This is a genomic window from uncultured Tenacibaculum sp. (genome assembly GCF_947502995.1).
Lineage (GTDB): Bacteria > Bacteroidota > Bacteroidia > Flavobacteriales > Flavobacteriaceae > Polaribacter.
On the sequence record NZ_CANNBW010000012.1, the window covers coordinates 111134 to 124587 of the forward strand.

The 13454-nt window shown below is 30.3% G+C and carries 15 protein-coding genes and 1 tRNA gene; 9 read left to right on the forward strand and 7 right to left on the reverse strand.

The window, feature by feature from the left end; all coding sequences use genetic code 11:
* Window positions 1–365: 365 nt before the first annotated feature.
* From Q1A46_RS11480 to Q1A46_RS11510, 7 genes are all read left to right on the forward strand, one after another.
* On the forward strand, window positions 366–986 hold the full coding sequence (locus Q1A46_RS11480; protein ID WP_299678421.1) for a DUF2589 domain-containing protein: 621 nt from the start codon (window positions 366–368) through the stop codon (window positions 984–986).
* Window positions 987–1062: 76 nt separating this feature from the next.
* Window positions 1063–1920 carry a hypothetical protein gene (locus Q1A46_RS11485; RefSeq protein WP_299678424.1) on the forward strand — a complete coding sequence of 286 codons (858 nt, stop codon included), beginning with the start codon at window positions 1063–1065 and terminating at the stop codon, window positions 1918–1920.
* 2 nt (window positions 1921–1922) lie between these two features.
* Window positions 1923–2468, forward strand: coding sequence for a hypothetical protein (locus Q1A46_RS11490; protein WP_299678427.1), 546 nt, complete (start codon window positions 1923–1925; stop codon window positions 2466–2468).
* Between the two features lie 294 nt (window positions 2469–2762).
* On the forward strand, window positions 2763–3194 hold the full coding sequence (locus tag Q1A46_RS11495; RefSeq protein WP_299678430.1) for a TIGR02594 family protein: 432 nt from the start codon (window positions 2763–2765) through the stop codon (window positions 3192–3194).
* Window positions 3195–3357: 163 nt separating this feature from the next.
* Window positions 3358–4209, forward strand: coding sequence for a helix-turn-helix domain-containing protein (locus tag Q1A46_RS11500; protein ID WP_299678432.1), 852 nt, complete (start codon window positions 3358–3360; stop codon window positions 4207–4209).
* A gap of 308 nt (window positions 4210–4517) precedes the next feature.
* Window positions 4518–5075, forward strand: coding sequence for a carboxymuconolactone decarboxylase family protein (locus tag Q1A46_RS11505; RefSeq protein ID WP_299678435.1), 558 nt, complete (start codon window positions 4518–4520; stop codon window positions 5073–5075).
* Window positions 5076–5125: 50 nt separating this feature from the next.
* Entirely contained in the window at window positions 5126–5488 is a 363-nt protein-coding gene (locus Q1A46_RS11510) for a hypothetical protein (RefSeq protein WP_299678438.1), read from the forward strand.
* 58 nt (window positions 5489–5546) lie between these two features.
* On the opposite strand, the gene Q1A46_RS20925 is transcribed toward Q1A46_RS11510, so the two are convergent.
* Window positions 5547–6284, reverse strand: coding sequence for a hypothetical protein (locus tag Q1A46_RS20925; protein ID WP_306420518.1), 738 nt, complete (start codon window positions 6282–6284; stop codon window positions 5547–5549).
* A gap of 11 nt (window positions 6285–6295) precedes the next feature.
* Window positions 6296–7216 carry an OmpA family protein gene (locus Q1A46_RS11520; RefSeq protein WP_299678441.1) on the reverse strand — a complete coding sequence of 307 codons (921 nt, stop codon included), beginning with the start codon at window positions 7214–7216 and terminating at the stop codon, window positions 6296–6298.
* Window positions 7217–7457: 241 nt separating this feature from the next.
* On the opposite strand from Q1A46_RS11520, the gene Q1A46_RS11525 reads away from it, so the two are divergent.
* On the forward strand, window positions 7458–7841 hold the full coding sequence (locus tag Q1A46_RS11525; RefSeq protein WP_299678444.1) for an ankyrin repeat domain-containing protein: 384 nt from the start codon (window positions 7458–7460) through the stop codon (window positions 7839–7841).
* A gap of 92 nt (window positions 7842–7933) precedes the next feature.
* Here the strand turns inward: Q1A46_RS11525 and Q1A46_RS11530 are convergent, their stop codons facing one another.
* Both Q1A46_RS11530 and Q1A46_RS11535 read right to left on the reverse strand, forming a co-directional pair.
* Window positions 7934–8509 (reverse strand): 50S ribosomal protein L25/general stress protein Ctc, encoded by a 576-nt coding sequence (locus tag Q1A46_RS11530; RefSeq protein WP_299678447.1) that lies wholly within the window; start codon window positions 8507–8509, stop codon window positions 7934–7936.
* Between the two features lie 22 nt (window positions 8510–8531).
* Window positions 8532–9473, reverse strand: coding sequence for a ribose-phosphate pyrophosphokinase (locus Q1A46_RS11535; RefSeq protein ID WP_299678449.1), 942 nt, complete (start codon window positions 9471–9473; stop codon window positions 8532–8534).
* A gap of 111 nt (window positions 9474–9584) precedes the next feature.
* On the opposite strand from Q1A46_RS11535, the gene Q1A46_RS11540 reads away from it, so the two are divergent.
* Window positions 9585–9668, forward strand: a tRNA-Leu gene (locus Q1A46_RS11540).
* A 25-nt stretch (window positions 9669–9693) separates the two neighbouring features.
* Here Q1A46_RS11540 and purD read toward each other — a convergent pair.
* The 3 genes from purD to Q1A46_RS11555 form a co-directional block, all read right to left on the reverse strand.
* Entirely contained in the window at window positions 9694–10965 is a 1272-nt protein-coding gene (purD, locus tag Q1A46_RS11545) for a phosphoribosylamine--glycine ligase (RefSeq protein ID WP_299678452.1), read from the reverse strand.
* An 80-nt stretch (window positions 10966–11045) separates the two neighbouring features.
* Entirely contained in the window at window positions 11046–12482 is a 1437-nt protein-coding gene (locus Q1A46_RS11550; protein WP_299678455.1) for a M43 family zinc metalloprotease, read from the reverse strand.
* Between the two features lie 5 nt (window positions 12483–12487).
* Window positions 12488–13381, reverse strand: a complete 894-nt coding sequence (locus tag Q1A46_RS11555) for a 3-coathanger stack domain-containing protein (RefSeq protein WP_299678458.1) — start codon at window positions 13379–13381, stop codon at window positions 12488–12490.
* Window positions 13382–13454 lie beyond the last annotated feature (73 nt).

Genomic DNA, 13454 nt, shown 5'->3' on the forward strand with positions numbered 1-13454 from the left:
AAAGGTTGTATATTTGTACTCGTAATCGTCAGTTGGCATACAGTCGCAAATCGAGCTATTTTGTATGAATTCCAAACGGTACTTTTTTTGAGGTTTTAACTTGAGTTTCTTCATTTTTTTAAAATCTCTTCAACATTAATTCCAACATATTTTTTGAAGCTTTTATAGTAAAGCGCTTATCATTTGAATCATGATGCTATAAAACTGCAATCTGTTCACCTGTTTTGGGTGTATATGTTTGTGAATTAATAGAAGAGGACAGAAACATTTTGTGAAAGAATCAAATTAGAATCTTTCATGGGGGAAAGCAGAAAAACCATGTAAAAAAACAGAGTAAGCCTATTTTAAAAACCATCCTATTTATTATGCCAAATTTAGTACCAGAATTAAACAGTTTAGATTTCAACGTGTATATCGGAGGTCCGTTACAAGCTGCAATCCAAGCCCAAACAGAAGCTTCTATGGCTACTGTAGATTTCATCGAGAGAGTAGGTTTTGAAAATGATGTTGATCCAGCAAAGCCAGATAACTTACGTTATGTCGATTTCAAGTACAAAAAGTCTACAGCTAACCCACATTTTGGAAAAACTGCTATTGAACTTTCTGATGAAGGTTTACCAGCCGACACAGATACAGACAATCAGTTTCTAGAAAGTAACGTGGCTATCAAGGTTCCGTTTTTAACAATGTTAACAATCCCATCTTTACGTATTGATGAAGTAAATGTTGATTTTAACGCACGTTTAAGTTCTGTTGAAACTAGAAGTATCGATACAAAGTTTGCTTTAGATGCTAAACTAGGTTTAAAATTCAAGTTCATCAAATTTAAAGCTTCAGCTTCTTACAGAAGAAACACAACTCAAGGAACTAAAGTTGATAAAACATACAACTTAGGTGTTAGAGTTAGAGCTGTAAATGAAGAATTACCAGAAGGATTAAATAGAATTTTAGGCATGTTAGAAGATAGTATTGCTACTATAGCTTAAAACTTATTTGAATTAACCTAACCTCGAAGGTCATTCATTTTGAATGGCCTTCCTTTTAAAAACTTAAAACAAAATAATGGTAAAACTTAATGAATATTTAGGGAGTATTGCTTCAAGTATTGCAGAAGCAAGATTAGTTTCTGATTTAAAATCGTTAGAAGTTGCAGAGCAATTTTCTAAACACGAATTGTTAAAACATTTTTCTGTACCACGTTTTAAGGCAGAAAATATAGAGCTAACAATTCCAGTAGCAATTGCAGAAACAGGTCAAGATGATACAACTACAACATATGTTGCAAGTGTAGAAAATAAGGTTGGTCTTAGAAATGCAACAATTAAAGTTTTACAAGATCGCTTGCCTTATGCAAAAAATGTTGTTGGCGATACAAAAGGAGATATTATCAGTAAAGAGGATGTTGCAACATTTTCCCAAGATATAAAACCTGTGGAAGAGATTGTGCCTTTTGATGAAGTTCAACTTCCTAGAGAAGAATCTTTGGTTCCTCCTATTAAAGATGATTTTCCAGATTACAAAATTGCAGAATTAGAGAATTCGATTAATCAAGAAATTGTAAAACTTGATACGAATTTAAAATTAGGTTTAAGTACCGAAAAAGAGTTAAGTGCCTATGCAGAAAGAGCAGTTAGAGCATTTACAAAAGTGTATCCAATTCCTCCATATGTTAGAGTAGATTTAATAGGAACTCAAAATGCTGTTAGTCAAAATGTAAAAAGTTATGTGAAATCTGCACCAGTAACCGATGATTCAGCAGCTAAAGCTGGACCAAGAGTAATAGTAGAAGGACATAAATTAAGAGAATTACCACCAGAGAATATTGTTCAAATTAAAATGACTTTAAAAGAAGAAAGTTTAGAATGGTATGCGTCTGAAAATGAAGAAGGAAACGTAAGTAATAAATTATTGCCTGAATAATAATGAGAAAATCAATTCTTAATACTTTAAATAGTCTAGAAACTCAGCTTTCTAAAATACATCCAATTGTAGATTTACTTGAGAAAAAGAGTAATTCAAGCGCTAAAGAATTACGAGATTGGTTAGCAGAAACAGAAGAGTTGTTCCAACAGAGTAACTTGGCAGAAGCTTCAATGTTTGCTGTGAAAAGAGGAGAGTTATCTACATATCATCCAGATAGTAGTCAGCATAAAAGAAAACAATTGCTACAATTTTGTTCTGGTCTTTTAACTGATGCTCAAGGAGATTTATGGAAAGTATATGCAAGATTAACAGATACAATTGAAAAAGCAAAAGTTTCTGTTAAACAATTGTTGGGAGTTATTTATCAAACCAAACAATTTAAATATGATCCTGATACAGATTTTACACAATTTATTCAAGAAGTGTGGCAATTTTGTACAATGCACGAACAATTAAGAGGAATAACTGCTCAAATTCAATCTTTAGTGAACAAAACAGATGTTTTACTTTTAATTGCTGAAGAAATAGAAATAGAAAACCTATAATTTATAAAGGTTAAAAAACAGTAATATCACAAAAAAAAGAAGCTCAATAATTATTATTGGGCTTTTGTTTTTATTAATTATAACATTTTACATAATTATATTATGTTTTGTTTGTGTGTTTGTGTAATATGTTGTATATTTGTATTGCTATTAATTAGTGTTGTTTTAATAATGAATCTTTTTATGTTATGTAGAAACATAAAGTTAGGTTAAACCACAATCTGGTAAAGAGAAAAATAAGAACCTTTAACTTTTTATGTTCTGTCTGCTAACGCTTTTATTAAAAAAAATTATATGAATAAATTAATATCAGTGGCGTTATCGCAATATGGAGTTAAAGAAGTAAAAGGGGCAAAAGATCATCCTCAAATACTTAATTATTTTAAAACTATGGGTTTCGATATAACAAATTATAGTGATGAAACAGCATGGTGTAGTGCTTTTGCTAATTGGGTTGCAAAAGAAGCAGGATATGAAAAGTCAAATAAATTGAATGCAAGAAGTTGGTTATCTGTAGGAACATCTACAAGTACACCAAAGCAAGGAGATGTAGTTGTATTATGGAGAGAAGATCCGAGTAGTTGGAAAGGGCATGTAGGTTTTTTGGTAAAAGAATCAAAACGCTACGTGTATTTGTTAGGAGGAAATCAAGGAAATAGTGTTAGTATAAAAGCCTATCCCAAAAATAGAATATTAGATTACCGTGTTTTGAAAAAAACCGCATAAATAAATCATGTAAAAAGCTTGATAGAAGAAAGTGTAAGTAAAAAGAGAAAGAAGAATGAGAAGTTAACCGCTAAATTTATTTTAGCGGTTCTTTTTTTGTGTAATTTAAAAGGAATTCTTGTTAGTAATTTTCATTTTTACGACCAATTTGTAAATTTGGTTTATGGCAATTCAAGATATTAAAACCTACACTTTTCAAGATGTTTTTTCACTACAACTAGTAGACTTCGAAAAAGCTTGTGTTGTAAATAAGCCTACCCAAATAAACGAATACAAAATCTTTTGGATTAAAGAAGGGAAAGGAACGTATAATATTGATTTTAAAAGTTATTCTTTTGATGGAACTGTTTTGTTTTTCCTGTCACCTGGTCAGGTATTTACTGTTGATTCTGAAAGAATAAAAGAAGCTTATCAGTTAAGTTTTACTAGAGATTTTTATTGTATTCAAACTCACGATACAGAGATTGCTTGTAATGGTGTTTTATTTAATAATGTATATGAGACTCCGTTTGTAACTCCTTCAGAAAAGGATATTAAAAAACTAAATTTCATTTTAGATAATTTAGTTGAAGAATTTGAATTAGCTGAAACAGCGCAATATGATATGTTGCAGTCTTTTTTAAAACAGTTTATTATTTATTCTGTTCGAATGAAAAAAGAGCATTCTATAATTAAAGACGATACAGAAACTAAATTATTTAAAGATTTTAGCTTACTTGTTGAGCAAAATTTTAGAAAACTTCATAGTGTTACAGATTACGCAAATCGATTAGGAATTTCTCCAAAGTCGCTAACTAAGCATTTTCAGAAAATAGGAGCAGAAACCCCAAGTGATTTTATTAAAAATAGAATTGTTACTGAAGCAAAACGACAATTGTTGTATTCTTCTGAAGCTGTAAAACATATTGCGTTCGATTTAGGGTTTAATGATCCGGCATACTTTTCACGCTTTTTTACTAAAGCAACAGGAAATTCTCCTGCACAATTTAAGAAAATACAAAAAGTACAACTGTAAAGTATACTTTTAAAAATTATAAATAGAATCCGCTTTTGAAGAAATTTCAAGGCGGATTTTTTGCTTTTTCACCCTGTTTTTCAGCTAAAAGTCCAAATGTACAAGGCTTAGGAACTTTTGTCCATTTTTTAAGGTCTATTCTCGTCGCATCTTTGTACCAGAATTATTTGTTAATCCTCATTAAAACAAAAAAAGACATGAAAGTAATAACACATCAATGCCCTAACTGTTGGGGATACCAAGAGTACGAAGAGCAAAACGAATTAAACAACAAACAAGAAAATAATAACTAATAAAAAACCTTAAAAATGAGTACAAGAATAGAAACATTAAACCCAGAAACTACAACAGGAAAATCAAAAGAATTATTTGACGCAGTTCAAAGTAAATTAGGATTTATTCCAAACTTAATTAAAGTTTTTGGTAATTCACCAGCAACATTACAGAGTTATTTATCATTAGGTGATTTAACAGCAAGCGGAAATTTTTCTAACAAGTTCAGAGAGCAATTAGCTTTAGCAATTGCAGAAGAAAATAGCTGTAACTACTGTTTATCTGCACACACTGCAATTGGAAAAATGAATGGTTTAACAGATGAGCAAACTGAAGCAAACAGACAAGGACGTTCTTCTGATGACAAAGTAGCAGCAGGATTACAATTTGCACAAAGTGTAACTAGAAATAGAGGTAATGTAAGTTCTGAAGAGTTAGCAGCAGTAAAAGCAGCAGGATACAACGATAGTGATATTTTAGAAATTGTTTTAAATGTAGTTTCTAATACATTAACAAACTATGTAAACCATATTGCAGAAACTGAAATAGATTTCCCAGCAGTAGAAGCAGGAAAATTCACAGTAAATTCATAATAAAAAAAGTAAATAAAATTTTAAATCCCAAAACAATAAATTAATTAAACATGAAAAAAGTAATAGCAATTTTAGTAGTAGTATTAGGAGCAGTAATGAATGTTAATGCGCAAGAAGTAAAGACTGTATCTTTAGAACAAACTAAAGGTGAGTTTACTCAAAAGTCAGTAACATTATCTGAAGGAACTTATATCTTCGAAATCGCTAATAGTAATGTTGGTAAAGATGTTGGATTTGTTTTAGCTCCAAAAGGAAAAACAGATCAAGCAAATCACATTAAAGAAGCTTATGTTACTTCATTAGCAAAAAACAACACAAAATCTACTTCTAAAAAAGTAAAACTTAAAAAGGGAGAATACGTTTATTTCTGTCCATTAAACCCAACTCCGCAATATACATTGATTGTAAAATAGATATAGATTGTTAATTTAAAAAAAGCTCGGTAAACATTTTACCGAGCTTTTTTTATTTTTATAATTTACCTCCATCGAGTTCATCTTGCCATTTTAGTAATTCTTCCCATTTACCTTCATAAGCAAGTTTAGCTTGTTGTGGCCAAGTATTTGGTTTATGAATTCGATAACGATCGCCACCGCTATTTAATACTTCTTGACATTTTTCAATAGAAGTTTCGCTTAAAGCTTTCCAAGTTTTAATATCAAAATTATGGAATAACACTTCTATTTTAGGGCCAATTCCTTCTACAATTTTTAAATCATCTTGTTTAATTTTTTTTCCAAATACAGCTTTTGCAGCATCAGCATTAAATGGAATTAAATTTAAACTAGCATTAGTACTTTTAGCTTTGTCTAAATCATTCTGTAAAGAAGCTTTTGCTTTAGTACAAGCTTCTAGTTCAGTTTCTAAGCTAGAAATTTTATCTTTTAATTCTGAATTATCATTTGTGCTTCCTGTTAAAGATGCCGCAGCACCTAAATTAGTACTTGCTTCTCTGGCTAATTTTAAATCTGAACTTAATCCAGCTTTACTTTCTCTACAAGCATCTAAATCGTTTTGTAAAGCTATTTTAGATTTATTACAGGCTTCTAGATTAGTTTCAAGTTGAGAAATTTTATTTCTTAATTCAAGGATTATAGAATCATCATTGTTGTTATTATCATCTGATCTTCTAAAAAGTCTACCTAATAAATAGCCTAATAAAGCACATAAAAGACCTACTACAATAGGAATGTATATACATGGACTCATAATTTTCTTATTTATTTAATTGTTATTATTGTTCTTCTGTTTTTTGCTCTTCCTTCAGGAGTATTATTGTCTGCTATTGGTTCTGCTTCACCTTTGGAGGTGGCAATAATTTTATTTTCGGGTATAGCAGCATTTTTAATAAGATACTTTTTAACTGAATCTGCTCTGTTTTGACCCAAAGCTAAGTTATTAGTCACATCTCCAGTATTATCTGTATGACCAGTTATTATACAAGTAGCGCCATCTACTTTGTCTAAATATTTGGCAATGTCAGCAATTTCTTGTCTTTGTTCTGCGTTGAGGTTAATTTCAAATTGCCCAGATTTAAAGTGTAATTCTATTGCATGAGCTTTAATATATTCAGCAAGCTTATCCATTTCTTCAGGGTCGTCTTTTAATTCTGAAATAGAAAAAGCTAAAGGTCCATGATAAACATGTAAAGAATCGGCAATCATATCTTCTTTTAATTCACCAAAAGTGTTCATTACTTTTGATGGAACACCTTTTGTGTTTAAAAAATTCTTGATAGAATTTGCTCTTGCTAAACCTAGATTAGGATAAGCAGATTTGTTTTCTTCATCTTGAGTGTAATATCCAGTGATCGATAATGATTTATTATTATTTGTAGATAAAAAATCTTTAAGTTTATCGATCTCTACATCTAAATTAGAAGAAATAGGTGTTAAAAAGCTGAGGTTAGAAGCTTCAAAATTAAAATTATCATTAGCATTTAAGGAAAAATTTCCATTAGCATCTTTAACTGTAAAAGGATACAAAGTAGGATTTTTGTATACTTTTTTTGGTGTTGTATTTTCATTAGTCACAATATTTTCATTATGACTTTCTGAATTACAACACAAAATATAGCTAAAGTAAGTTCCAATAATAATGGTAAGTAAAATACCTAGAAGATACATTAATCTTTTACCCATAATTTTTGTTTTAGGTTACTGATTGTGAATTTATTATTTTTTTTTGAAAATTTTAACACTATTAATTATAAAGCTGTTGTTTTTTAGTGTTTTTAATGAAAATAGTCATAAAACATGGCTTTTTTGTAAATGTTAAAGAAATATTATTAAAGTTATTGTTTTGTTAATTAGTGAATTACAGTGAAACACATTTGAGTTGTTAGCGTCTTTTAATTGAACAACCACTAATTAATATTGTATCATGAGAAAAATCATCTTAACCATCGCTTTAGCTTTTGGAGCTTACACAACAACTGTTAACGCTACAGAATTACCAACAAGTGAAAATGTTACTTTTTTAAATTATGAAGACGTAACAACATTTTGTAAATTAATTAAAGAAGGTAATTATGAAGCTGTTGAAGCTATGATAAATAGCGGAGAAGACATTAATAAGAAATCTACAGGATTAACACCATTAATGTTTGCGGCACGTTACAACAGAGCTAAAATCGCAAAATTATTAATAGATAAAGGAGCGAAGTTAAAAGCAAAATCGAATAGAGGATTAACAGCTTTAAAATGGGCAGAATTAGCAAAAGCTAATGAAACCATGAAAGTTATTGAAAAAGCAATGAAGAAATAAAAAATAAGACTTCATTTGTAAATTGTTTGAATTAAAAAAAGACCGACAAATTTGTCGGTCTTTTTAATATATGAATAATATGTTTTATATTCTTAACTTTCAGCTTCAGCAGCAGCTTTAGCAGCATTACGAGACATACGTACTTGAGCAACCACAGTGTTATCTGGGTGTAAGAAAGTAAAGTTCTCATTTGCTAATTCAGTAATATAAAGTTTATTACCGATTTCTAATTCAGTAATGTCAGCTTCAATAAAGTCTGGTAAGTTAGCTGGTAAAGCTTTAACTTTTACTTTACGCATGTTGTGACGTAAAGCACCACCAATCATAACCCCTTTAGAACTACCTACTAATTTAACAGGAATTTCCATAGTTACTGGCCTATCTTCGAATAATTGATAGAAATCAATGTGTAAGATTTTGTCAGTTACAGGGTGAAACTGAATGTCTTGTAAAACAGCTGCGTAAGTTTTACCGTCTAGTTCAATCGAAGCAGTATATACGTTTGGAGTGTATACTAAACTTTTGAACGCTTTTTCTTCAGCTGAAAAGTGAACAGGCTTATCTCCTCCGTATAATACGCAAGGAACCTTTCCAGCATTACGTAGGGCTTTAGTAGCTTTTTTACCCACGCTTTCTCTTTGAGATCCGTTGATTGTAATCGATTGCATTACTTATATTTATTTTAAAAATTTACATTAAAAACTTATCGCTTATTGATGTATTATCTTGCACTTTGTGCATAACATCAGCGAATAAGGGCGCGCAAGATACAACTTTTATTTTAGAAATATCCTTTTTTAAAGGAATTGTATCTGAGACAATTAACTCTGTTAATTTAGAGTTTTGAATTTTCTCATAAGCATCACCAGAAAGTATTGGGTGAGTACAAATTGCTCTTACAGATTTTGCACCTCTTTCTACCATTAAATCGGCAGCTCTAGTTAATGTTCCTCCAGTGTCGATCATGTCATCAACTAGAATTACATTTTTACCTTCTACTTCACCAATTAATTCCATGTGCTCAATTACATTAGCTTTTTTTCTTTGTTTGTAACAGATTACAACATCACTAGCTAAGTATTTAGAATATGCATAAGCTCTTTTAGAACCTCCCATGTCTGGAGAAGCTATAGTTACATTTTCAAGTTTTAAACTTTCAATGTACTCCATGAAGATTGTAGAAGCATATAAGTGGTCTACTGGTTTTTCGAAGAAACCTTGGATTTGATCTGCGTGTAAATCCATTGTCATAATACGAGTTGCTCCAGCAGCCTGTAAAAGATTAGCAACTAATTTCGCACCGATTGCTACTCTAGGCTTATCTTTTCTATCTTGTCTTGCCCATCCGAAGTAAGGCATAACAGCAGTAATATGTCTTGCTGATGCACGTTTAGCAGCATCTAACATTAACAGCATTTCCATTAAATTATCAGCAGTAGGGAAAGTAGATCCAATAATGAAAACTCTTCTTCCTCGTACTGATTCTTCAAAAGCAGGTTGAAATTCACCATCGCTAAAAGGTGTAATTTTAACATTACCTAGCTCTTCGCCATATTCTTTTGCTATTTTTTTTGCTAGCTCCATACTTTGTCTGCAGGCAAACAATTTAGGAGTAAGTTGATTATAAGACATTTATCAGTTGTGTTTATTGTTGTGTTTGCGCAAAAGTAAAATTATTTTGAACAGTAATAAAGAGATTTAAATGAATTCAGTAAAAAATATTTAGATTTGCAGCCTATTATTGCCAAAGTGGTGGAATTGGTAGACACGTCGGATTCAAAATCCGATGCTCATTAGAGCGTGTGGGTTCGAGTCCCACCTTTGGTACAATAACTTTTACAGGTTAAAATTTCTATAAATCGAATCCAATATCTTTTCTATAGTTCATTTTCTCAAATGAAATCTTGTCGATATTTTTATAAGACTTAGCTAAAGCATCTTTAATAGTATCACCAAAAGATGTTATAGCCATAACTCTTCCTCCATTTGTTACTACTTCAGTATCGTCTATTTTAGTTCCAGCATGAAAAACAATAGAATCTTCAATTCCTTCGAAACCAGAAATTGCTTTTCCTTTTTCGTATGCTTCAGGATATCCACCAGAAACTAACATTACTGTAGTCGCAGTTTGTGGAGTTACTTCATAAGTTTTCTCATGTAAGTTTTGATTAGCAACTCCTTCAAATAAATCGAATAAATCAGAATTGATTCTAGGTAAAACCACTTCAGTTTCAGGGTCTCCCATTCTTACATTGTACTCAATAACAAAAGGGTCTCCAGCTACGTTCATTAAACCGATAAAGATAAACCCTCTATAATCGATTCCGTCTTTTTGTAAACCATCAACAGTTGGTTTTATAATTCGATCTTCAACTTTAGTAAGAAAATCAGTATCAGCAAAAGGTACAGGAGAAATTGCTCCCATTCCACCAGTATTTAATCCAGTATCTCCTTCACCAATTCTTTTATAGTCTTTAGCAGAAGGTAAAACTTTATAGCTTTTTCCGTCGGTAAGTACAAAAACAGAAAGTTCAATTCCTTTCAAGAATTCTTCGATAACTACTGTAGCAGAAGCATCCCCAAATTTTTGATTGGTTAGCATTTCTTTTAACTCAGATTTAGCTTCTTCAATATTGTCTAAAATTAGAACTCCTTTTCCTGCAGCTAAACCATCAGCTTTTAAAACAAAAGGAGGATTTAAGGTTTCTAAAAAAGCATATCCGTCTTCTAAAGAATTTTGAGTAAACGATTGATATTTTGCAGTAGGAATATTGTGTTTCTCCATAAATTGTTTAGAGAAATCTTTACTACCTTCTAATAAAGCACCATCTTTTTTAGGTCCGATTACAGGAATATTTTTTAGTTGATCGTCGGCTAAAAAGAAATCGTGAACTCCTTCAACTAAAGGAGCTTCTGGACCTACAACTACCATGTTAATTTCATGTTCTAAAACAGCTGTTTTAACTGTATTAAAATCAGTCGGATTAATACTTAAATTTTTAGCAATTTTATCTGTCCCTGCATTTCCAGGAGCTACGAAAACTTGAGTAACTTTTTTACTTTGAGATAGTTTGTAAGTAAATGCATGTTCTCTACCTCCAGAACCTAAAACTAAAATATTCATGTGTGTTGTGTTGTTATTTGGCTGCAAATATAGGTTGATAGGAATAAAAAAAGAAGAAGTAAATTTACTTCTTCTTTTTTCTAGAAAACTTTTAAAAGTTTTTTCCTGATGGTTTCATGATTTTCAAACATTATTTCAATAAAGTATATACCAGAAGATAAATTCGAGGTATTTATTAAATCTACATTAGTTGTTCCTCGTTTAAGTTCTAACCCTTCTATATTAACTAACTTCCAATAAATTATTTTTTGGGTAGTTTTTATGTTTATTGTATTGTCAAAAGGGTTTGGGTAAATTTTAATTGTTTCTTCTTTTGTTGTTTCTTTTTTTGAAAGCAAAGAAGAAGTTTTTCTTTCTAAATATCCATTACAAGGACCTATTAAAGCTTTAAACTTAACATTACCAATAGTTTTAAAACCTGGTTTTAAATATATTTTTTCACCTGCTTTGTAATTAACAAATGCATTTTCATGTATTGTGTTCGTAGCAGTGATACTTATATTAGTTGATTGATTACTAATACCTCCGTTAGGTATATTCTGAGAAATTAATATGGAATCTTCACAATTATTAAATTTATTAGAAATAGTTAAGCTATATCTAAAATTACCTTCTCCTAAATAAGCACGCATTCTATTTTTTTGACCTTCAGTGAATAAGTTCATACATGAATCATCTGAATAATCCATGTAATTTTCTACCATGTCTTCTGAATCACAAGAAATACTTCCTAATTGACAACGATAATTAGCGCCATTAGATTTAGGTGTATCATCAACTAAATCATCAATATTACAATTTGTACTGTTACCCCATATATGTCTTAAACCTAAAAAATGACCTACTTCATGTGTAGCAGTTCTTCCTTTATTAAATCTAGGAGGTAAGTTAAAATTACTATTCGTATCTACGCTACCAAAATATCTGTGTCCAACAACAATACCATCTGTTTCTGGTGTACCTCCAGGGTATTGAGCATAACCAAGAACGCCATTCATATTACAAACCCAAATATTTAAATATTCAGATGTATTCCAAGGCGCTACTCCTCCTTTGCTAGTTTTTTTTATATCATCTGTAGTTCCCCAACTAGTTCTATTAGAAAATTTTCTTGTTATACCATTAGTAGCATTACCATTTGGATCTATTGAAGCAAGTTTAAATTCTATTTTTGTATCAGCTGCTTGAGACCATCTTGTAGTTGCATCTGAATTCGTTCTTCTAAAATCTTTATTTAATACTTCAATTTGCGACATAATTTGAGCATCACTGATATTTTGTTCATCATTGTTATATACAATATGAACAACTACAGGTATTGTAAGAATTTCATCATTGGTTTTAAACAATATTTTTCTTTGAATAGAATTTTCAATCTGAATCATTTTTGTTTCCAAATTAGGATCCAGTGATTTTCTATATTCAAGGTTTTCATCTGAATGACAATTTCTTTGTTCTTGAGAATAACTGTAAACAGAGAGAAGGGAGCAAATAAATAATGTTGTAATTTTTTTCATATGGTTTAATTTTTGACAATTTTTTTTCTGATTGTTTCTCCTGAATTAGATATAATTTGAATGTTATACAATCCTTTGGGTAATGAAGAAGTATTTATTGTAGAGGTAGTTCCGTTTAAAACATCTTTATTTAACATGTTATAAATAATCCAATGTTTAATTTTTTGGTTTGTTTTTAGGTTAAATTGATTTTGAAACGGATTTGGATAAATAACAATATTATCAGCAAGAGTTTGCTTTTCGTTAGAAGTTACTAAAAGTTCTTCTTTAAGTATTGTGTTATTTAATGTTAATGTTTTATTATTCGTTATAGAACAACCTTTAATTATTGCTGAGAAAGCTCCACCAGAAGCAACTTTAAAGCCAGGTTTTAAATATACTTTTTGTCCAGCATCATATCTGGCATTAGCTCCATTTTTAATATTATTTTTTGCAGTTATACTTACACTGGTAGATCTATTATCTGTTTGGTTAGAATTAACATCTCTTGTGATTGTTATGTTACTTTCACATCCTACATAATAGTTTACTGTTAAATTATAATGAAAAGTCCTAATGTAATTTGTTTTTGCATCTCTTAAGGAAATGATTACAGTATAACCTTGACTAAAGTTTGAATTGAAATTATTTATTCCAGTCACAGGAATACTAACAGATTGATATTTTCTTAAAAATCCATTTCTAGGATTAACATTAATTGTGTTTGAATTAGCTCCGACAATGTTAACCACATTCCAATAATGATCTGCATTTCCTGATTGAATTGTTATGGACTTTACAAAAGTTTCACCTTTTCTTACTGTTACTATATCAGCAGCTGGTATTACTGATTGAGAAAAAGAAATAAAATTTATGAAGGTGATAAATAAAAATGAAATATTTTTTTTTGATAATTTCATGAGTGATTTTTTGGGTTAATTTAGAGCAATACAATACCTGTCTGGGTAATTTTCCAGATATGCATACAATCAG